This window comes from Streptococcus oralis subsp. tigurinus (genome assembly GCF_002093575.1).
Classification (GTDB): Bacteria; Bacillota; Bacilli; order Lactobacillales; family Streptococcaceae; genus Streptococcus; species Streptococcus oralis_CH.
Genome location: NZ_LNVH01000004.1, coordinates 226,790 through 247,133 on the forward strand (window position 1 = coordinate 226,790; position 20,344 = coordinate 247,133).

Sequence of the window (20,344 nt, forward strand, 5' to 3'; positions counted from 1 at the left end):
CTTCTCATAATTTTTTCGAATAATAAAAATGAGACCTTTAGAATGATTCTAAGGTCTTCTTTTTATGGGTATTAGAATTTACTTTTAATAACTTTTAAGTTATAATTAAATTGAAAAGAGGTTGCTTGGTGCATACAATTTACTTCTATAAGGACAAAAATGGAAATGAGCCAGTCTTAGATTATATGAGAGAATTGGCTATAAAGAAGAGTAAGGACAGTCGCATCAAACTCAATAAACTAAATGACTATATCGAGTTGCTTAGTCAGCATGGGACTAGAGCTGGTGAACCCTATATCAAACATTTGGAAGATGAGATTTTGGAACTAAGACCTCTGAGGGATAGGATATTATTTGTGGCTTGGCTTGATGGGAGTTTTGTTCTCTTACATCATTTTGTCAAAAAGACTCAGAAAACTCCTAGGAGAGAAATTGAAAAAGCCAAGCGTGAACTGAAGGACATAAAAGAAAGAGGGTTAAGTGATGAAGAATAGTGCCATTGGAAGTAACTGGAAAGATATCCGATCTGAACTCTTTACCAAGGAGGAAATCCTTGAAAGTGATATGCGAGTAGCTATCATGAGTGAGTTGATAGAAGCTAGACATGAGCAAGGTATCAGTCAGAAAAAACTAGAAGAACTCAGTGGAGTGAGCCAGCCTGTTATAGCTAGGATGGAGACAGGAAAGACCAGTCCTCAGTTGGATACGGTCTTAAAAGTCTTAGCCAGTTTAGGAAAGACACTAGCAGTCGTACCACTTGAACAGGAAAAAGGTTGATAGGGATGAAATTACTTGGTTGGCTAAAACCATCCACTGGATAATTTTACTTCCCGTCCGCACTTTTTCAGGGAAATATCAGAATTACAAAAGAAAACCAACCTATAGTCTTTTCTAATAACAAGCCATAGTCACTGATGAGAATCGTCAATAGCTCGTTTGAGCATTCCAACTAAAATACAGCCACAAAACAAGCTATACAAAGGATTTGAGACTCTAGTCTCAAGTCTTTTTCTTTTGACCAAAAGAGTGATATAGTTTCAAACTATATCAAAGCCTAATTATTTACAATTATACAGACAGTTTCTTTTCTGTTAAGATAGTTTCAACAACAAATTTTGGAGGACACATCATGTCAACTACGATCATCGGTTTCCCTCGTTTGGGTGAATTCCGCGAATTAAAATTTACAACTGAAAAATACTTTAGAAAAGAAATCTCAGAAGACGAACTCTTGGCAGCAGCAAAAGACTTGCGCGCGAAACACTGGAACATTGTCAAAGAAAAAGGCATCACTGAAATTCCATCAAATGACTTTTCTCACTATGACAACTTCCTAGATGCAGCCTTCCTTTTCAACGTGGTGCCTGCTTCTGTTCAAAACTTAGACTTATCTGACCTTGAGCGCTACTTTGCTTTGGCGCGTGGTTACCAAGGAGAAAAAGGGGATGTGCGTGCCCTTCCGATGAAGAAATGGTTTAACACCAACTACCACTACATCGTGCCTAAATTTGAAAAAGACACTCAAGTTAAACTGGCTGGTCACAAGATCTTTGATGAGTTCCAAGAAGCTAAAGAACTTGGTCTCAACACTCGTCCTGTCCTTGTAGGTCCATTCACTTTCCTTCAATTATCAGACTTTGAAGAAGGCGTGAAAGCAGAAGACTTCGTAGACAGCTTAGTAGCTGCTTACCAAGAAGTTTTTGCTAAATTGGCGGAACTTGGTGCGACTCGCATCCAACTCGACGAAGCGGCTCTTGTCAAAGACTTGACAGCTGAAGAAAAAGCTCTCTTCTTGAACCTCTACAATAAACTCTTGGCTGATAAAAAAGGTCTTGAAGTCTTGCTTCAAACATACTTCGGTGACGTTCGTGATGTTTACGCTGACCTTGTGAACTTGCCAGTAGATGCCATCGGTTTGGACTTCGTTGAAGGTAAGAAAACTCTTGAACTCGTTAAAGGTGGCTTCCCAGCTGACAAGACTCTTTATGCAGGTATTGTCAATGGTAAAAACATTTGGCGTAACAACTACGAAAAGAGCTTGGCTATTCTTGAGCAAATTCCAGCTGAAAACATCGTATTGACAAGCTCATGCTCACTTCTTCATGTGCCATTTACAACTGCTAATGAAGAATTTGAACCAGCAATCTTGAACCACTTTGCCTTTGCAGTTGAAAAATTAGAAGAACTTCGTGATTTGGATGCTATCCGCAATGGTCAAGGCGCAGAAGCTCTTGCAGCAAATAAAGAACTCTTTGCGACTGAACGTGTGGGTGAAAATGCAGAACTTCGTGCGCGCATCGCTGGTTTGACAGACGCTGACTACACTCGTTTGCCAGCCTTTGCGGAACGTGAAGCCATCCAAGAAGAAGCTTTCAAACTTCCAGCTCTTCCAACAACAACCATCGGTTCATTCCCTCAAACTAAGGAAGTCCGTGCCAAACGTTTGGCTTACCGTAAGGGTGAATTGTCACAAGAAGAATACGATGCCTTTCTTGCTGAAACTATCGACGAATGGATCAAATGGCAAGAAGAGGTTGGATTTGACGTGCTTGTGCACGGTGAATTTGAGCGTAACGACATGGTTGAGTACTTCGGTCAAAACTTGTCAGGTTACCTCTTCTCTAAGAATGGTTGGGTGCAATCTTACGGTATGCGTGGAGTTAAACCACCAATTATCTGGGGTGATGTAACTCGTCTTAACCCTATCACTGTTAAATGGTCTAGCTATGCACAAAGCCGTACTGACAAACCTGTTAAGGGTATGTTGACTGGACCGGTTACCATCCTCAACTGGTCATTCCCACGTGAAGACATCTCTATCAAGGATTCTACTCTTCAAATCGCTCTTGCTATCAAGGATGAAGTGCTTGACCTTGAAGCTGCTGGTGTGAAAATCATCCAAATCGACGAGGCTGCTCTTCGTGAGAAATTGCCACTCCGTCGTAGCGACTGGTATGAAGACTACCTTGACTGGGCTATTCCTGCCTTCCGCTTGGTACACTCTACAGTTGCGCCAGATACTCAAATCCACACTCACATGTGTTACTCAGAATTTACAGATATCATCCCAGCTATCGACAACATGGATGCAGACGTGATTTCCTTTGAAGCAAGCCGTTCAAACCTTGAAATCTTGGACGAACTCAAAGCGAAAAACTTCCAAACAGAAGTGGGACCTGGGGTTTACGATATCCACTCTCCTCGTGTGCCAAATGAAGGCGAAATCGACCACACAATCGATGCTATTCTTGCCAAAGTTCCAAGCAAGAAAGTTTGGATCAACCCTGACTGTGGTTTGAAAACACGCGGTATTCCAGAAACAAAAGAAAGCTTGATCCGCCTTGTCGAAGCAGCAAAAGCTGCGCGTGAGAAATTATAAGATAAGATTTCTCTCTTGACCCTGACTGATCAAGGAACTGCTTGGCCCTAGCTGCTCAGCAATCATGAAATCAAAAAGAAAAGGATAATGACTATGTCACGCCAAACGCCGTCACTTTCATTTGAAGTGTTCCCTCCAAACCCAGCTGTGGGTAATGATAAAATTATTTCAGCCTTGCAGGATATGCGGGAGCTGACACCGCACTTTATCAGTGTGACTGCCAGCAATAATAAATTTAATATCAAGGAAACAACGGTTCGTTTGGCTGACTTTATCCAGAATGACTTGGCGATTCCAACCATTGCCCACTTGCCAGCTATCTATCTGACCAAGGACAAAGTTGCTGAAACCATTGCAGACTTGGATAAGGTTGGGGTACAGAAAATCTTGGCCTTGCGTGGGGATATTATCCCTGATGTGGAACCACAAAAGGATTTCCGCTATGCAACGGACTTGATCGAGTTCATCAAGGAACAAGCCCCTCACTTTGATATTGTTGGCGCTTGCTACCCAGAGGGGCACCCTGACTCGCCAAACCAAATCTCAGATATTCAAAATCTCAAGAAGAAAGTGGACGCAGGCTGTTCAAGCCTTGTAACGCAACTTTTCTTTGACAATGAGCGCTTCTACGATTTCCAAGATAAGTGTACCTTGGCAGGGATTGATGTTCCCATTCATGCGGGAATCATGCCAATTCTGAATCGAAATCAAGCGCTTCGTCTCTTGAAGACTTGTGAGAATATCCACCTTCCACGCAAATTTAAAGCTATCTTAGACAAGTATGAGCATGACCCTGAGTCGCTCAGAGCAGCAGGACTTGCCTATGCCGTGGATCAGATCGTGGACTTGGTAACTCAGGATGTCGCAGGTGTGCATCTCTACACCATGAACAATGCTGAAACAGCAAAATACATCCACCAAGCAACCCATGCCTTGTTCAACCATCAGTCTTTAGGATAATAAAAAGCAAACCATTCTTCTCAGGTGAGGGGAATGGTTCCTTTTTAATAGAAAAGCCCGCACTTTTTAAGAAAAATATGATAAAATAGACTCTGTACGTACTTGATACAAAGATGAGGGTATAAAATAATACAATGCATTCAAATTGCAAGATTTAGCGATACGAACGAGTCAAATCGATGTTATTTGACGAGAGAGTTAGTAAAGCATTTAGCTAATCGCCTAATAGCGATTAGCGTGAAAGGATTAGATCCTTTAGCATCAAACCTTTCTAATGATTTGTAGCTTGAGTAATTGAACCCGGCCGAAAAGCTGTGTAAAAAAGATAAACTGTCTTGTCTTCATCGAAGACTTCGTCAGTTTCCTATTTTTACTTTGCTTTTGACGTCCTTGGTATCTTGATCTTTGTAGGCAAGGCGTATAATTTCATCAATCCAAAGGGGATTAAAATGACAAAACAAGTGTTTCAAACGACTTTTGCGGGTCGTGAGTTAATCGTAGAGACTGGTCAGGTTGCTAAACAAGCAAATGGCGCTGTTGTCGTGCGTTATGGTGAGTCAACTGTCTTGACTGCGGCCGTGATGTCTAAGAAAATGGCAACTGGGGATTTTTTCCCACTCCAAGTCAACTACGAAGAAAAAATGTATGCGGCTGGGAAGTTTCCTGGTGGCTTTATGAAACGTGAAGGACGTCCTTCAACTGATGCGACTTTGACAGCGCGTTTGATTGACCGTCCAATCCGTCCAATGTTTGCGGAAGGTTTTCGTAACGAAGTACAAGTGATTAACACCGTCCTTTCTTATGATGAAAATGCATCTGCACCGATGGCAGCTATGTTTGGTTCATCCTTGGCACTTTCTATCTCAGATATTCCATTTGACGGACCTATTGCTGGGGTACAAGTGGGTTATGTAGATGGTCAAATCATCATCAACCCTACTCAAGAACAAGCAGAGCAATCTCTTCTTGAATTGACAGTAGCTGGTACCAAGCACGCTATCAACATGGTTGAGTCTGGTGCCAAAGAATTGTCAGAAGAAATCATGTTGGAAGCCCTTCTCAAAGGGCACGAAGCTGTTAAAGAATTGATTGCCTTCCAAGAAGAAATCGTTGCGGCAGTCGGTAAGGAAAAAGCAGAAGTGGAATTGCTTCATGTGGATGCTGAATTGCAAGCTGAAATCATCGCGTCCTACAACAGTGACCTCCAAAAAGCGGTTCAAGTAGAAGAAAAATTGGCTCGTGAAGCTGCAACTCAAGCAGTTAAAGACCAAGTGACTGCGGTGTATGAAGAAAAATATGCAGACCACGAAGAATTTGACCGTATCATGCGTGATGTGGCTGAAATCTTGGAACAAATGGAACACGCTGAAGTACGCCGTTTGATTACAGAAGACAAGGTTCGTCCTGACGGTCGTAAGGTCGATGAAATCCGTCCTTTGGATGCGGTTGTTGACTTTCTTCCTCGTGTGCATGGTTCCGGTCTCTTCACTCGTGGACAAACTCAAGCCCTTTCAGTCTTGACCTTGGCTCCGATGGGAGAAACGCAAATCATCGATGGTTTGGATCCAGAGTACAAGAAACGCTTTATGCACCACTATAACTTCCCTCAATACTCTGTAGGGGAAACTGGTCGTTACGGTGCACCAGGTCGTCGTGAAATTGGTCACGGTGCTCTCGGTGAGCGTGCCCTTGCTCAAGTCTTGCCAAGTTTGGAAGAATTTCCATACGCGATCCGCTTGGTAGCTGAAGTATTAGAATCAAACGGTTCATCTTCTCAAGCCTCTATCTGTGCGGGAACTCTTGCTCTTATGGCTGGTGGTGTACCAATCAAGGCGCCAGTAGCAGGGATTGCTATGGGTCTCATCTCAGATGGAAATAACTATACAGTATTGACAGATATCCAAGGTTTGGAAGACCACTTTGGAGATATGGACTTTAAGGTTGCTGGTACTCGTGACGGGATTACAGCCCTTCAAATGGATATCAAGATTCAAGGAATTACTGCTGAAATCTTGACAGAAGCCCTTGCTCAAGCCAAGAAAGCGCGTTTTGAAATTCTTGATGTGATTGAAGCTACCATTCCTGAAGTTCGTCCAGAATTGGCTCCAACTGCACCGAAAATTGATACCATCAAGATTGATGTCGACAAGATCAAGATTGTCATCGGTAAGGGTGGAGAAACCATCGACAAGATTATCGCTGAAACAGGCGTTAAGATTGATATTGATGAGGAAGGTAATGTATCTATCTACTCTAGTGACCAAGATGCCATTAACCGAACCAAAGAAATCATCGCTGGCTTGGTTCGTGAAGCCAAAGTGGATGAAGTTTACCATGCTAAGATTGTTCGTATCGAGAAATTTGGTGCCTTTGTCAACCTCTTTGATAAGACAGATGCACTTGTTCACATCTCAGAAATGGCTTGGACTCGTACCAACCGTGTCGAGGACTTGGTAGCTATCGGTGATGAAGTCGATGTTAAGGTTATCAAGATTGATGAAAAAGGCCGTATCGATGCCTCTATGAAGGCACTTCTTCCTCGTCCGCCAAAACCTGAGCATGATGAAAAAGGTGAAAAGTCTGAGCGACCTCACCGTCCACGTCATCACAAGGACCACAAACCTAAGAAAGAAGTTACAGAAACACCAAAAGATTCAGAATAAGAAAAGGAGAAATGTATGGGATGGTGGCGCGAAACCATTGATATTGTAAAAGAAAATGATCCAGCGGCACGCAACAGTTTGGAAGTTTTGCTGACTTATCCAGGTGTCAAGGCCTTAGCTGCCCACCGTCTCTCGCATTTTCTATGGAAGCATGGCTTCAAACTCCTGGCTCGGATGCACAGTCAGTTTTGGCGTTTTTGGACCCAGATTGAGATTCATCCGGGTGCCCAGATTGACTCAGGTGTTTTTATCGACCATGGTTCAGGTCTGGTGATTGGAGAGACGGCGATTGTTGAAAAAGGCGTTCTTCTCTATCACGGAGTGACTCTTGGTGGAACAGGGAAGGATGTTGGCAAACGCCATCCGACTGTGCGTAAAGGAGCTCTCATATCAGCCCATGCCCAAGTTATCGGACCGGTAGAAATCGGTGAAAATGCCAAGGTTGGTGCAGCTGCAGTTGTCGTAGCAGATGTACCTAGTGATGTGACGGTGGTCGGAATTCCGGCGAAGATCGTCCGAGTTCATGGACAGAAGGATGAGCCTATCATTCACGAAGTCGAAGAAAAACGGGAGTACTACGTCAATAAACTCGAGCAGGCTAAAGAAGCCAGTCACAGATCGTCGGGGTTGTAGAGAACAGTTATATATAAGTAAGGGAAGTGGTCGGAATGGATATTTTTTTATTATTTTAGTTTTCTTTTCATTTATCTGTTTTTACTTTTACTCTAAACAAAAAGAAATGAAAATGGACATGGAGGCAGATTATAGCGATATTATAGGTCAAAAAGAAGAAATTGATGGGAAATTGTGCTTATTGTTTGAGTACACAAAGTATCAACCACGAAAGTACGATTATATTCTTGATAATTTTTTTCCTGGTCAAAGTGTTTTTGCAATTGATCCGAGAACAAATGAAGCAGATCCAAAACTGGAGTATGTTATATTAGATAGAATAGACCTAGAATATAAGAAAGATCGCAAAGAATTATTCGCCCCTTTTTATATCGTTTTTACGATTAAACCTAGAGAGGAATATAATAACTATTCAACCAGTATAGTCCATAATGCTCCCGTTCAAAATAACTATGCTGGTAATAACTATCAAGATAACAGATATAGCAATTACTATAATGAAATTATTTCAGTGTTGAATGAATACAAAACAGAATTGATTCGACATGGTATTAATGATAGCGAAATTGATAGTATCATTACTTCTCCGCAAGATAAACAAAAATTGGAATATTTCGTAGAAAAGTATGAACCAATTTTAAGAACTATTGAAGTTGCAAGTGCGGCTGCTACTCTTTTTGATTTATTGCTGAAATTTTTATAGATAGTAGGATATAGGAGTATTTTATGATTAAAATCTATGACACCATGTCTCGTGATTTGCGAGAATTTGTCCCTATCGAGGACGGCAAGGTTAAGATGTATGTCTGTGGGCCAACCGTCTATAACTATATCCACGTGGGGAATGCTCGTTCAACAGTAGCCTTTGATACTATTCGTCGCTACTTTGAGTACCGTGGTTATGAGGTTGCCTATATTTCCAACTTTACGGATGTGGATGATAAGATTATTAACCGTGCCAAGGAAGAAGGCATCACGCCTCAGGAGGTTGCGGACAAGTACATCGCTGCCTTTCGTGAGGATGTGACAGCCTTGGGCGTGAAACCTGCGACTCGCCATCCACGTGTAGTAGAGTTTATGGCGGACATCATCCGTTTTGTGGAAGACTTGATTGAAAAAGGCTTTGCCTACGAGAGTCAAGGGGATGTTTACTTCCGTGTGGAAAAATCTCATAACTATGCCAAGTTAGCCAATAAAACCTTGGAAGATTTGGAGCTGGGTGCTTCAGGTCGTACAGATGAAGAAACGGCTCGTAAGGAAAATCCTGTAGACTTTGCCCTTTGGAAAGCTACAAAACCAGGCGAGATTTCCTGGGACAGTCCTTGGGGACCTGGTCGTCCGGGCTGGCATATCGAGTGTTCGGTCATGTCGACAGAGATTTTGGGCGATACCATTGATATCCACGGTGGGGGAGCTGATCTGGAGTTTCCTCACCATACCAATGAAATTGCCCAGTCAGAAGCCAAAACAGGTAAGACTTTCGCCAACTACTGGATGCACAACGGCTTTGTCAATATCGACAATGTCAAGATGTCTAAGTCCTTGGGCAACTTTATAACCGTACACGATGCCCTTAAAACTCTTGATGGGCAAGTGTTGCGTTTCTTCTTTGCGACTCAGCATTACCGTAAGCCTATCAACTTTACCGAAAAAGCAGTGCGAGACGCCGAGACCAATCTCAAGTATCTGAAGAACACTTACGAACAACCATTTACAGGAAACGTGGATACCCAAGAGTTACAGGCTTTTAAAGATAAGTTTGTTGCCGCTATGGATGAGGATTTCAACTCTGCCAACGGTATCACAGTTGTCTTTGAAATGGCCAAATGGATCAACTCCGGCAACTATGATGCAAGTGTTAAGGAAGCTCTTGCGGCGATGTTGGAAGTCTTTGGGATTGTCTTTGTTGAGGAAGTTTTGGATGCAGACATTGAAGCTTTGATCCAAAAACGTCAAGAAGCGCGTGCTAATCGTGACTTTGCGACAGCAGACCAAATCCGTGATCAATTAGCGGCTCAAGGAATTAAGCTCCTTGACACCAAGGATGGAGTGAGGTGGACTCGTGATTGATGTCAACCTCATTAACGGGATTGCGCTGGCTTTTGAGGGAGATGCAGTGTATTCTATGTATATTCGCCGCCACCTCATCCTCAAAGGCATGACCAAACCCAATAAACTCCACCAAGAGGCGACCAAGTATGTGTCAGCTAGGGCTCAAGCTCGCCTGATTGCCCTCATGTTGGAGGAGCAAGTCTTGACGGAAAAAGAAGAAGAAATCTACAAACGAGGTCGCAATACCAATAGTCACACAAAGGCTAAAAATGCAGATGTCGTGACTTACCGTATGTCCACGGGATTTGAAGCGGTGATGGGCTATCTCCATTTGACTGAAAACCTGGAGCGGCTAGAAACCTTAATTGCTTGGTGCATCCAAAAAGTGGAGGGCTAGAATATGATTGCAAAGGAATTACAAGACTGGTTTCCTGAAGCTCAGATTTCAGATCAGCCGATTGAGAAACCAGGCTATCTCACTCTCCCTTTAGCTTCTCAGCAGTGGATTTTACTAGAGGAAGCTGGGCTCAGCGAGCGTGAAAAGCAGCTGGTTGCCCTTTTGACCCAGCAGGAGCAGGCTCGTTCGCTCAATCCTTGGTATCCCTATCTGATTGAGGGAAAGGGGCAGGCACCGCAAACTCTTAAAAAGATTCAATTGGTTTATTGCCATCTGTCTTATTATCAACAGGATAATCTAGACTCTTGGCTAGACATGATGCGGACTCTTTTTCCCAACTGCCAGACAGTGCTACAGGTCGGGGCTCAGGATTATGTATTTGTTCTTCAACAAGATAAGTATACCTCTGTTCGCTCGATTTTATCTGATACGATTGAAGCGGTTGAGTATGACTTTGGACTTCGTCTGTCTATCATGTTGGGGCAGGTCTGGTCTCAGACAGGTCCTCAAGCCCTATCAGACTTAATTAAAGCGGAGCGAGATTTGTTTAAGACATGGTGGCGTCAGGGTCACCAAGGTGTACACACCTTTTCACAACTCTATCTTTGGAGTATGGGAGAAAGACTAGTGGACCTGAAGGTAATCAAAGAATGCCTGCACCAGATGATCTTGGATCAGGATCAGATTCAGGAAATCATTCTCTCTCTTTGGGAAAATAGTGCTGTCCTAACTAAAACAGCCCAGCAACTCTATCTGCACCGCAATTCTCTTCAATACAAGATTGACAAATGGGAAGAATTGACAGGGCTTCAGTTGAAGGAGTTAACGGATCTTACCTTGTGTTATCAGTTGATTTTACCAGATATTCTTTAAAGTTTTGTGCAAGTTGCACAGAACTTTTTTATTTTTTTGGTCACCTTGCCATAGAAAAGTAAAGCGTTTTCATATATAATAAAACTATCAAAAGACAAAAGGAGTTCACCTCGATGGTAGAATTAAATCTTAAAAATATTTACAAAAAATATCCAAACAGCGAACACTACTCAGTTGAAGACTTCAACTTGGACATCAAAGACAAAGAATTTATCGTTTTCGTAGGTCCTTCAGGATGTGGTAAATCAACAACTCTTCGTATGATTGCTGGTCTTGAAGACATTACAGAAGGTACTGCATCTATCGATGGCGTGGTTGTCAACGACGTAGCTCCAAAAGACCGTGACATCGCCATGGTATTCCAAAACTACGCTCTTTATCCACACATGACTGTGTATGACAACATGGCTTTCGGTTTGAAATTGCGTAAATACAGCAAGGAAGACATTGATAAACGTGTGCAAGAAGCAGCAGCAATCCTTGGTTTGAAAGAATTTTTGGATCGTAAACCAGCTGACCTTTCAGGTGGTCAACGTCAACGTGTTGCCATGGGTCGTGCGATTGTCCGTGATGCAAAAGTGTTCTTGATGGACGAACCTTTGTCAAACTTGGATGCCAAACTTCGTGTATCGATGCGTGCTGAAATTGCGAAAATCCACCGCCGTATCGGGGCTACAACTATCTACGTAACCCACGACCAAACAGAAGCGATGACTCTTGCAGACCGTATCGTTATCATGTCAGCAACTAAGAACCCAGCTGGTACAGGTACTATCGGACGTGTAGAACAAATCGGTACTCCTCAAGAAGTTTACAAAAACCCAGTTAATAAATTCGTAGCAGGATTTATCGGAAGCCCAGCTATGAACTTCATCAATGTGAAATTAGAAGGCAATGAAATTGTTTCTGACGGTTTCCGCTTGAAAGTTCCAGAAGGTGCTTTGAAAGTTCTTCGTGAAAAAGGATATGAAGGTAAAGAATTGATCTTCGGTATTCGTCCAGAAGACGTGAATGCAGAGCCTGCTTTCCTTGAAACATTCCCAGAATCAGTTGTCAAAGCTACTATATCAGTATCAGAATTGCTTGGTTCAGAATCTCACCTTTACTGCCAAGTTGGTAAAGATGAATTTGTTGCCAAAGTGGATGCTCGTGACTACTTGCAAACAGGTGCAACAGTTGAACTTGGATTTGACTTGAACAAAGCACACTTCTTCGATGTAGAAACTGAAAAAACAGTCTACTAAGCAAATGAAATATCAAAACACTGCTAGAGAAATCTGGCAGTGTTTTTTTAATGATTGGTATTGGCATAAAAACAGGCTTTTCTAGTTTTCATATCCTTAAAAAAGTGATAAAATGGTAGGAAGAATTGGAGAGTATAGATGCCGAAAGAAGTGAATTTGACGGGCGATCAGGTAGTCGCTTTAACGAAAGAATATTTAACAAAGGAAGATGTTGCTTTTGTACAAAAAGCATTGATTTACGCAGTTGATTGTCATAGTGGGCAGTTTCGGAAATCAGGTGAGCCCTATATTATCCATCCCATTCAGGTAGCAGGCATTTTGGCTAAGCTCAAGCTGGATGCCGTAACCGTTGCCTGTGGTTTTTTGCATGACGTGGTTGAAGACACAGATGCGACACTGGATGATTTGGAGAGAGAGTTCGGTCATGATGTTCGGATTATCGTTGATGGGGTGACCAAGCTTGGTAAGGTTGAGTACAAATCACTTGAGGAACAATTGGCTGAAAATCACCGCAAGATGCTTATGGCCATGTCTGAGGATATCCGTGTTATCTTGGTTAAACTATCGGACCGTTTGCACAATATGCGGACTCTTAAACACCTGCGAAAGGACAAGCAAGAACGTATCTCCAGAGAAACCATGGAAATTTACGCACCACTTGCTCATCGTCTAGGGATTTCCAGTGTCAAGTGGGAGTTGGAAGATCTATCTTTCCGTTACCTCAATCCAACTGAGTTTTACAAGATCACCCACATGATGAAGGAAAAACGCAGAGAACGTGAGGCTTTGGTCGACGAAGTCGTAACCAAGTTGGAGGACTATGCTACCGAACGCAATCTCAAAGGGAAAATCTATGGTCGTCCTAAGCATATCTATTCGATCTATCGCAAGATGCAGGATAAGAAGAAACGCTTTGAGGAAATTTATGACCTGATTGCCATTCGCTGTATCTTAGATACCCAGAGTGATGTTTACGCCATGCTGGGTTATGTGCATGAACTTTGGAAACCTATGCCAGGCCGCTTCAAAGACTATATCGCCAATCGTAAGGCCAATGGATATCAGTCTATCCATACGACCGTTTATGGACCAAAAGGGCCGATTGAATTCCAGATTCGGACCAAGGAAATGCACGAAGTGGCTGAGTACGGGGTTGCGGCTCACTGGGCTTATAAGAAAGGCATAAAAGGGCAGGTCAACAGCAAGGAATCTGCTATTGGGATGAACTGGATCAAGGAGATGATGGAACTCCAAGACCAGGCTGATGATGCCAAGGAATTTGTGGACTCTGTTAAAGAAAACTATCTGGCGGAGGAGATTTATGTCTTTACTCCAGATGGTGCGGTCCGCTCCCTTCCAAAAGATTCAGGACCGATTGACTTTGCCTATGAGATCCATACCAAAGTCGGTGAAAAAGCGACTGGAGCCAAGGTCAATGGCCGTATGGTTCCACTGACAACCAAGCTCAAGACAGGGGATCAGGTTGAAATTATCACCAACCCCAACTCCTTTGGTCCAAGTCGTGACTGGCTTAACATGGTCAAGACCAGCAAGGCGCGCAACAAGATTCGTCAGTTCTTTAAAAATCAAGACAAGGAATTATCCGTTAACAAGGGCCGTGAAATGTTGATGGCCCAGTTCCAAGAAAACGGTTATGTAGCCAATAAGTTTATGGACAAGCGTCACATGGACGAGGTCCTTCAAAAGACCAGCTACAAGACAGAAGAGGCTCTCTATGCAGCCATTGGTTTTGGAGAAATTGGCGCTATTACGGTCTTTAACCGCTTGACCGAAAAGGAACGTCGTGAGGAAGAACGCGCCAAGGCCAAGGCGGAAGCAGAAGAGCTTGTCAAAGGTGGCGAAGTTAAAGTCGAAAATAAAGAAACCCTCAAGGTCAAGCATGAGGGTGGTGTGGTCATTGAAGGTGCTTCAGGTCTCTTAGTGCGGATTGCCAAGTGTTGTAATCCAGTGCCAGGTGACGACATTGTTGGCTACATTACTAAGGGACGGGGTGTAGCTATTCACCGTGTGGACTGTATGAATCTCCGTGCCCAAGAAAACTATGAGCAACGTCTCCTTGATGTGGAGTGGGAAGATCAATTCTCAAGCAAGGAATACACTGCCCACATCGATATCTATGGTCTCAACCGTACAGGGCTCTTAAATGATGTTCTGCAAGTTCTCTCAAACACGACCAAGAATATCTCAACCGTTAACGCCCAACCAACCAAGGATATGAAATTTGCCAATATCCATGTCTCCTTTGGTATTTCCAACCTCTCAACTCTAACGACAGTAGTTGATAAGATTAAAAGTGTGCCAGAGGTTTACTCTGTTAAACGGACCAACGGCTAATTCTCCCTTCAGTTACTAGAAAGGCTATTATGAAAATCATCATTCAACGAGTCAAGAAAGCCCAAGTCAGTATCGAAGGTCAGGTTCATGGAAAGATTAATCAGGGACTCTTATTGTTGGTCGGTGTTGGCCCAGAGGACCAGGAGGAAGATCTGGACTATGCTGTGAGAAAGCTCGTCAACATGCGAATTTTTTCTGATGCAGAAGGCAAGATGAACCTGTCTGTCCAGGATATTGAAGGGGAAATCCTTTCTATTTCTCAGTTTACCCTCTTTGCGGATACCAAGAAAGGCAATCGTCCAGCCTTTACAGGTGCAGCCAAGCCGGATATGGCAACTGCCTTCTATGACACTTTCAACCAAAAGCTAGCTCAGGAAGTCCCTGTTCAGACTGGTATTTTTGGAGCGGATATGCAGGTGGAGCTGGTAAATGATGGGCCAGTTACCATCATTCTTGATACTCAAAATAGATAAGAAAACCAAGCCCAGCTGGCTTGGTTTTTGTTTATAGACACTCCCATAAAGAGGTATGTTTGTTGTAAAAGTCGGGATAGTTTTCTCTTAGGTGGCTAGCCGTTATGTAATATAAAGTAGAATGACAACCAGTGACGATTGGAATAGGAGAGGAAAGTCGCTGAGAACTAGCGAAGGCTAAGAGGACAAATAATAGAAAATCGCTGATGAGTACTCCTAAATAGTAGAAGCGAAACTTTTTATTGATTTGAGGATAAATCTCAGAGAAATGTTTTTTGAGTCGGAAGACCAAGCGAGATAGCAGTAGTCCCTGAGCAAGGATGAAAATAAAACCAGAGGGCATGAGCCAGCCCAAAGCTGTCTCATGTCTTGTGATAAAAAATGCTAATAGTAGCAAATCGCAGAGTGCAATGGCTACAAAATGAATTCTAAAGAGTTTTTTCATAAGATGACCTCCCTCTTTTATCTAGCTTCATTCTACTCCAAAAGAATGGAAGTTACAAGTAGAATGATAAAAAATTTTAGTAAGGAGATTCTATTAGATTTCTTTATTTGAGTTTCCTCTTATTGTTTTACTTCTTCATCATTCCAGACAAATAAAGCTCCGATTGCATTGAGGATATAAAAGATATATTTTCCGATATTGGCAAAATTTCCTTGAATGCCAGCCTTTGTCAGCTGAACGAAATTGTAAATCAACCAAAAGCCCCACTGAGTTGTCAATTTCAATGCGTTCAAAGCATTGGCAATGAGGGACAGTGCAAAGGCAATAGTTGTTACGTAGGCGAGGAGATTCATCTTGCCCCCATAGCCGATATAGTTGGTCACAAAGGCAAAGAGGAAGGCGATGATGGAAATGATGATGGCCGCCAATTTTAGCTGTTTTTGGCTCATTTGGTTGGGTCTGCCTTCTTGCGAAGCTTCCCATTTCTTAATAGCAAAGGTATAAATGAGGAAGGTGACGGGATAGGTGATAATAGCCGCCTTATTTCCAAGGATATAATCAATGGTGCCGGACAAAATGGTATTAACAATACCAAAGTAATTTCCCCATTTGCTTAATTTTCCCGTGAAACGAGTGGACAACATGGAAATCCCAACGTTGGTTACGGAAATTAATCCAAAGGGAACAAGGGCTGTCCATGGTCCCCAGTCTACGAATTTATCGAGGCGTGAGTTGAGGTAACCAGATGCAATCGCAATCCCAACGACCAGAGCAACTCCGAATAGGTCAAACCATTTAGATGTCGCAAAAATTTTTAGTGATTTTTTCATAGGCTAAGGTATCTTTCTTGTTTTTTACAAATATTCTACAACTAAATGAGAGCAAAATCAAACAATAGAAATAAAACCCTGAAAATAAAACTTTCAGGGTTGGTAGGGGACTTGAGAAATTAGTCGATTTTTTCGACATAGAGTTGTTTGGCGATATCCATGCTAACTTGGAGATCTTCGTCTTTGTTGACTAGAGTAAAGCTATTGGAAAAGCCATCAAACTGCTTGACCTGGACTTGGTCACCAATATGAATCTCATACTTTTCTAAGTATTTGAGCAGATCAAAGCTATCGTGAACCCGAGTCAGGAGATAGGTTCCAGCTTCCTGGACGGCTGCTAGTGGCAGGTTATTGATTTCAACCAAGAGTTCTCCCTCGGCTGGGATGGTTCCTCCGTGGGGACAGGTTTGAGGGAAGCCTAGCAGTTTATCTAGTCTCTCTACAAAGAGGTCGGATACAGTGTGCTCTAGGACCTCAGCTTCTCCGTGAATCTGATCGCTAGTATAGTCGAGATGGTGAACTAGAAAGACTTCAATCAACCGATGTTTGCGATAGAGTTCTGACACCAGTTTGAGGCCAATATCTGTCAATAGATAGCCGTTCTCCTTATCCTTGAGGATGAGATTTTCACTTTTCATGCGTTTGATCATCTCTGTTACGGCAGGTGGAGAGACCTGCATACGGGTAGCAATTTCTTTATTGGTGATTTTTTGCATCTCCGTACCGATTTCATAAATACATTTTAGATAATCTTCTTTATTTGGCGTCATTCGTTTCCTCTTGTCTTTTCTCTACATCTAGTATATCAAAAAAAGCTAGATTTCTCTAGCCTTCTGCCCTAATGGCTTTGATTTTAGTCCAGTTCTTTCACTGCAGCAATTGCAGCTCCAAAGTCTGGTTCCGTGTTAATGTTGTCAACGTATTCTACGTAACGGATGACATTGTCAGTATCGAGAACAAAGACGGCACGTGCAAGGAGATGCCATTCATTGATTAAGAGGGCATAATCACGCCCGAAAGAATGGTCAAAGTAGTCTGAAAGCATGATGGCATTGTCAAGGCCTTCAGCCCCGCACCAGCGTCCTTGGGCAAATGGTAGGTCCATAGAAACAGTAAGAACGACGGTGTTGTCAAGGTTAGCTAGTTCTTGGTTGAATCGACGTGTTTGCGTTGAACAGACACCAGTATCGATAGAAGGGACAACACTCAAGACTTTTTTCTTTCCATCAAAGTCAGCTAGCGTTTTTTTAGAGAGATCGGTTGTTGTAAGAGAAAAGTCAAGTGCCTTGTCTCCGACTTGCAGTTGTTTACCTGTAAAAGTTACAGGATTTCCGAGAAAAGTGGTCATGAAACTACTCCATTCTTTTTTCTTTTATTTTACCGAGAATTGTCAGATTTTTCCAATGATTTGACTGGAAATTAAGGGACAAAAAAACGTCCATTCACGTGAGAACGACGTTTTTTTAATGGATTACTTAGACAAACCTTCAGCAATCTTGTCAAGGTTGTATTTCATCATGCTGTAGTAGCTGTCGCCTTCTTTGCCTTCTTCAGCGATTGAGTCAGTAAAGATTTGTGCGTAGATTGGGATGTTTGTGTCTTGTGAAACAGTCTTCATTGGACGGTCATCGACACTTGATTCAACAAAGAGTGATGGAACTTTTGTTTGGCGAAGTTTTTCAACCAAGGTCTTGATTTGTTCCGGAGTCCCTTCTTCTTCCGTGTTGATTTCCCAGATGTAGGCACTTGGAACACCGTAGGCTTTAGAGAAGTATTTGAAGCATCCTTCGCTGGTTACGATGAGTTTCTTCTCAGCAGGGATATTGTTAAATTTCTCTTTGGCTTCCTTGTCCAGTTTGTCTAGTTTTTCAGTATAGTCTTTGAGATTTTTTTCGTAGAATTCCTTGTTGCTAGGGTCCTTGGCAATGAGCTGTTTAGCGATATTTTTAGCATAAATCATCCCATTTTCAAGGTTGAGCCAAGCGTGTGGGTCTTCTTTGCCTTTCTCGTTTTGGCCTTCAAGGTAGATAACATCAACGCCTTCGCTGACTGCAAAGTAGTCTTTGTTTTCAGTTTTCTTGGCATTTTCGACCAATTTGGTAAACCAAGCATTGCCACCTGTTTCAAGGTTGATACCGTTATAGAAAATCAAGTCAGCTTGAGAAGTTTTCTTAACGTCTTCAGGAAGTGGTTCGTATTCGTGTGGGTCTTGACCAACAGGAACGATACTATGAAGATCAATCTTGTCACCAGCGATATTTTTTGTAATATCAGCGATGATTGAGTTTGTAGCAACAACTTTTAGTTTTTGACCAGAAGCCGTATCTTTTTTTCCGCTAGCACATGCTACAAGAGCAATGACGGAAAGAAAGAGTACAAGCAATGTACCTAATTTTTTCATTAGATTCCTCCAGAAGGGTTTCCCCGTTATTTAATGATTTTTTTGTTTTTCAGTTTCAAGTATCGTTGCTTAGGAGAGATAAAGAAACTGATTAGAAAGAAGCTGGCGGATGTGAGCACGATGCTCGATCCTGCTGCGAGATTGAAACTATAGCCGATAAAGAGCCCTACAACAGAAGCCAGAGCTCCTAGGCCTGATGAAAGAAAAATCATGCTCTTTAGGCTATTAGCATAAAGGTAAGCCGTCGCAGCTGGGGTGATCAACATGGCCACGATAAGAATGGTTCCAACACTTTGCATGGCGGTGACGGATACAAGGGTCAAGAGCACCATGAGTAGATAGTGGTAGAAATTAACGGGCATTCCCATTGCTTTAGCCAGGAGCTCGTCAAAGGATGTAATCAATAGTTGTTTAAAGAAAATCCCGATAATCAAGAGAATCAATGCCCCCACACCAATGGTAATCCACATGTCCGTATCTTGGACAGCGAGGATATTCCCAAAAAGGATATGGAAGAGGTCTGTCGAACTCTTGGCAACACTAATCAAGATGACACCTAAGGCTAAGAAAGATGAAAAGGTAATACCAATGGCAGTGTCACTCTTGATGATAGAGTTTCCCTTGATGTAGGTAATGATGATGGAAGCCATCAAACCAAAGATGATCGCTCCAATAAAGAAATCAATTCCCAGGATAAAGGAAAGGGCTACGCCGGGCAAAACTGCGTGAGAGATGGCATCTCCCATGAGAGACATCCCACGTAGGATGATAAAACATCCCACAGCACCAGCAACAACTCCGATGACAATAGCTGTGATCAAGGCGTTTTGTAGGAAATGGAAATTTTGCAATCCATCGATAAATTCTGCTATCATAGGCCACCTCCATTGAAAAAGAGTTTGCTACCGTAGGCCTTTTTGAGATTGGCCTCGGTAAAGGTTTCTTCGGTCGGACCAAGGTCTATTAATTCTCGATTGAGAAGCAAAACTTGGTCGAAATAATGGGGGACTTTGCTGAGGTCATGATGGACGATGAGAACTGTTTTACCAGCTTTTTTAAGGTCTCTCAGCGTGTTCATGATAATCTCTTCACTAACCGAGTCAATCCCGACAAATGGCTCATCTAGAAAGATGTAGTCAGCTTCCTGCACTAAGCAACGGGCAATTAACACACGTTGAAATTGTCCTCCTGAGAGCTGGCTGATTTGGCGATCAGCATAGTCTGAGAGCCCAACGATTTCAAGTGCATCTGCCACTTTTTTCCAGTGGCTGGCCTTTAAGGTGTGAAAGAGTGGGATGGATGGATAGAGTCCCAGAGAGACGCATTCCTTGACCTTGATAGGGAAATTGTAGTCGATATGGATTTTTTGCTCGACATAGGCAACTCGATTTAAAGATTTCTTGACTTCTTTATCGTCGAGAAAGGCCTGACCTTCATGTGGGATAATTCCCAACATACCTTTTAATAAAGTTGATTTTCCAGCACCATTTGGACCAATAATTCCGGTAATAGTTGGTCCGTGAAGCACTAGTGAAATATCCTTTAGTGCCAGCGTTTCTTTGTAGGAGACACTGAGGTTTTCGATACGTATCATACAGTTGTATTCCTCCTGTCTTTTAATATACCTTAAAAAAAAAAT

At 42.5% G+C, this 20,344-nt stretch carries 20 protein-coding genes; 13 read left to right on the forward strand and 7 right to left on the reverse strand.

Going from position 1 to position 20,344, the window contains the following annotated elements; genetic code table 11:
• Nucleotides 1–128 precede the first annotated feature (128 nt).
• From ATE37_RS06110 to dtd, 13 genes are all read left to right on the forward strand, one after another.
• Nucleotides 129–494: a type II toxin-antitoxin system RelE/ParE family toxin gene (locus tag ATE37_RS06110; protein WP_084868377.1), complete on the forward strand. Its 366-nt coding sequence runs from the start codon at nt 129–131 to the stop codon at nt 492–494.
• A complete protein-coding gene (locus ATE37_RS06115) occupies nt 484–777 on the forward strand; it encodes a helix-turn-helix domain-containing protein (protein WP_049504738.1) in 294 nt (97 codons plus the stop codon). Before ATE37_RS06110 ends, ATE37_RS06115 begins: the two co-directional genes overlap by 11 nt.
• A gap of 352 nt (nt 778–1,129) precedes the next feature.
• Nucleotides 1,130–3,379: a 5-methyltetrahydropteroyltriglutamate--homocysteine S-methyltransferase gene (gene metE, locus ATE37_RS06120; RefSeq protein WP_084868378.1), complete on the forward strand. Its 2,250-nt coding sequence runs from the start codon at nt 1,130–1,132 to the stop codon at nt 3,377–3,379.
• Nucleotides 3,380–3,472: 93 nt separating this feature from the next.
• Nucleotides 3,473–4,339, forward strand: a complete 867-nt coding sequence (metF, locus tag ATE37_RS06125; RefSeq protein WP_002882688.1) for a methylenetetrahydrofolate reductase [NAD(P)H] — start codon at nt 3,473–3,475, stop codon at nt 4,337–4,339.
• Nucleotides 4,340–4,788: 449 nt separating this feature from the next.
• Nucleotides 4,789–7,002: a polyribonucleotide nucleotidyltransferase gene (gene pnp / locus ATE37_RS06130; RefSeq protein WP_084868379.1), complete on the forward strand. Its 2,214-nt coding sequence runs from the start codon at nt 4,789–4,791 to the stop codon at nt 7,000–7,002.
• A gap of 15 nt (nt 7,003–7,017) precedes the next feature.
• Entirely contained in the window at nt 7,018–7,635 is a 618-nt protein-coding gene (gene cysE, locus ATE37_RS06135; protein WP_007517758.1) for a serine O-acetyltransferase, read from the forward strand.
• Nucleotides 7,636–7,747: 112 nt separating this feature from the next.
• A complete protein-coding gene (locus tag ATE37_RS06140) occupies nt 7,748–8,338 on the forward strand; it encodes a hypothetical protein (RefSeq protein ID WP_241502101.1) in 591 nt (196 codons plus the stop codon).
• Nucleotides 8,339–8,361: 23 nt separating this feature from the next.
• Nucleotides 8,362–9,705 (forward strand): cysteine--tRNA ligase, encoded by a 1,344-nt coding sequence (cysS, locus tag ATE37_RS06145; RefSeq protein ID WP_084868380.1) that lies wholly within the window; start codon nt 8,362–8,364, stop codon nt 9,703–9,705.
• Complete coding sequence (locus ATE37_RS06150; protein ID WP_061597935.1) at nt 9,698–10,084, forward strand: Mini-ribonuclease 3; 387 nt, start codon at nt 9,698–9,700, stop codon at nt 10,082–10,084. Before cysS ends, ATE37_RS06150 begins: the two co-directional genes overlap by 8 nt.
• 3 nt (nt 10,085–10,087) lie before the next feature.
• The gene (locus ATE37_RS06155) at nt 10,088–10,957 is read left to right on the forward strand and encodes a helix-turn-helix domain-containing protein (RefSeq protein WP_084868381.1); all 870 of its coding nucleotides are present in this window, start codon (nt 10,088–10,090) and stop codon (nt 10,955–10,957) included.
• Between the two features lie 113 nt (nt 10,958–11,070).
• Nucleotides 11,071–12,201: an ABC transporter ATP-binding protein gene (locus ATE37_RS06160; RefSeq protein WP_000229937.1), complete on the forward strand. Its 1,131-nt coding sequence runs from the start codon at nt 11,071–11,073 to the stop codon at nt 12,199–12,201.
• A 138-nt stretch (nt 12,202–12,339) separates the two neighbouring features.
• Nucleotides 12,340–14,556, forward strand: coding sequence for a RelA/SpoT family protein (locus ATE37_RS06165; protein ID WP_001123775.1), 2,217 nt, complete (start codon nt 12,340–12,342; stop codon nt 14,554–14,556).
• Nucleotides 14,557–14,585: 29 nt separating this feature from the next.
• On the forward strand, nt 14,586–15,029 hold the full coding sequence (gene dtd / locus ATE37_RS06170) for a D-aminoacyl-tRNA deacylase (protein ID WP_084868382.1): 444 nt from the start codon (nt 14,586–14,588) through the stop codon (nt 15,027–15,029).
• Between the two features lie 31 nt (nt 15,030–15,060).
• Here the strand turns inward: dtd and ATE37_RS06175 are convergent, their stop codons facing one another.
• The 7 genes from ATE37_RS06175 to ATE37_RS06210 all read right to left on the reverse strand — a co-directional run bounded on the left by ATE37_RS06175 (nt 15,061) and on the right by ATE37_RS06210 (nt 20,299).
• Nucleotides 15,061–15,474: a hypothetical protein gene (locus ATE37_RS06175; RefSeq protein ID WP_084868383.1), complete on the reverse strand. Its 414-nt coding sequence runs from the start codon at nt 15,472–15,474 to the stop codon at nt 15,061–15,063.
• 119 nt (nt 15,475–15,593) lie between these two features.
• Nucleotides 15,594–16,304: a nicotinamide mononucleotide transporter gene (locus tag ATE37_RS06180; RefSeq protein WP_180382770.1), complete on the reverse strand. Its 711-nt coding sequence runs from the start codon at nt 16,302–16,304 to the stop codon at nt 15,594–15,596.
• Between the two features lie 119 nt (nt 16,305–16,423).
• A complete protein-coding gene (locus ATE37_RS06190) occupies nt 16,424–17,074 on the reverse strand; it encodes a metal-dependent transcriptional regulator (protein WP_084868385.1) in 651 nt (216 codons plus the stop codon).
• A gap of 83 nt (nt 17,075–17,157) precedes the next feature.
• Complete coding sequence (gene tpx / locus ATE37_RS06195; RefSeq protein WP_084868386.1) at nt 17,158–17,652, reverse strand: thiol peroxidase; 495 nt, start codon at nt 17,650–17,652, stop codon at nt 17,158–17,160.
• Nucleotides 17,653–17,775: 123 nt separating this feature from the next.
• Nucleotides 17,776–18,705: a metal ABC transporter substrate-binding protein gene (locus ATE37_RS06200; RefSeq protein ID WP_000733087.1), complete on the reverse strand. Its 930-nt coding sequence runs from the start codon at nt 18,703–18,705 to the stop codon at nt 17,776–17,778.
• Nucleotides 18,706–18,731: 26 nt separating this feature from the next.
• Complete coding sequence (locus ATE37_RS06205) at nt 18,732–19,580, reverse strand: metal ABC transporter permease (RefSeq protein WP_000559794.1); 849 nt, start codon at nt 19,578–19,580, stop codon at nt 18,732–18,734.
• A complete protein-coding gene (locus tag ATE37_RS06210; protein ID WP_000619139.1) occupies nt 19,577–20,299 on the reverse strand; it encodes a metal ABC transporter ATP-binding protein in 723 nt (240 codons plus the stop codon). The genes ATE37_RS06205 and ATE37_RS06210 overlap by 4 nt, the downstream gene beginning before the upstream one ends.
• Between the last annotated feature and the right edge of the window lie 45 nt (nt 20,300–20,344).

Excerpts from the sequence above, each read along its gene's own strand:
- ATE37_RS06115 (WP_049504738.1), top strand. The coding sequence starts at position 484 with ATGAAGAATAGTGCCATTGGAAGTAACTGGAAAGATATCCGATCTGAA.
- metE (WP_084868378.1), top strand. The coding sequence starts at position 1,130 with ATGTCAACTACGATCATCGGTTTCCCTCGTTTGGGTGAATTCCGCGAA.
- metF (WP_002882688.1), top strand. The coding sequence starts at position 3,473 with ATGTCACGCCAAACGCCGTCACTTTCATTTGAAGTGTTCCCTCCAAAC.
- pnp (WP_084868379.1), top strand. The coding sequence starts at position 4,789 with ATGACAAAACAAGTGTTTCAAACGACTTTTGCGGGTCGTGAGTTAATC.
- cysE (WP_007517758.1), top strand. The coding sequence starts at position 7,018 with ATGGGATGGTGGCGCGAAACCATTGATATTGTAAAAGAAAATGATCCA.
- ATE37_RS06140 (WP_241502101.1), top strand. The coding sequence starts at position 7,748 with ATGGACATGGAGGCAGATTATAGCGATATTATAGGTCAAAAAGAAGAA.
- cysS (WP_084868380.1), top strand. The coding sequence starts at position 8,362 with ATGATTAAAATCTATGACACCATGTCTCGTGATTTGCGAGAATTTGTC.
- ATE37_RS06155 (WP_084868381.1), top strand. The coding sequence starts at position 10,088 with ATGATTGCAAAGGAATTACAAGACTGGTTTCCTGAAGCTCAGATTTCA.
- ATE37_RS06160 (WP_000229937.1), top strand. The coding sequence starts at position 11,071 with ATGGTAGAATTAAATCTTAAAAATATTTACAAAAAATATCCAAACAGC.
- ATE37_RS06165 (WP_001123775.1), top strand. The coding sequence starts at position 12,340 with ATGCCGAAAGAAGTGAATTTGACGGGCGATCAGGTAGTCGCTTTAACG.
- dtd (WP_084868382.1), top strand. The coding sequence starts at position 14,586 with ATGAAAATCATCATTCAACGAGTCAAGAAAGCCCAAGTCAGTATCGAA.
- ATE37_RS06175 (WP_084868383.1), bottom strand. The coding sequence starts at position 15,474 with ATGAAAAAACTCTTTAGAATTCATTTTGTAGCCATTGCACTCTGCGAT.
- ATE37_RS06180 (WP_180382770.1), bottom strand. The coding sequence starts at position 16,304 with ATGAAAAAATCACTAAAAATTTTTGCGACATCTAAATGGTTTGACCTA.
- ATE37_RS06190 (WP_084868385.1), bottom strand. The coding sequence starts at position 17,074 with ATGACGCCAAATAAAGAAGATTATCTAAAATGTATTTATGAAATCGGT.
- tpx (WP_084868386.1), bottom strand. The coding sequence starts at position 17,652 with ATGACCACTTTTCTCGGAAATCCTGTAACTTTTACAGGTAAACAACTG.
- ATE37_RS06200 (WP_000733087.1), bottom strand. The coding sequence starts at position 18,705 with ATGAAAAAATTAGGTACATTGCTTGTACTCTTTCTTTCCGTCATTGCT.
- ATE37_RS06205 (WP_000559794.1), bottom strand. The coding sequence starts at position 19,580 with ATGATAGCAGAATTTATCGATGGATTGCAAAATTTCCATTTCCTACAA.
- ATE37_RS06210 (WP_000619139.1), bottom strand. The coding sequence starts at position 20,299 with ATGATACGTATCGAAAACCTCAGTGTCTCCTACAAAGAAACGCTGGCA.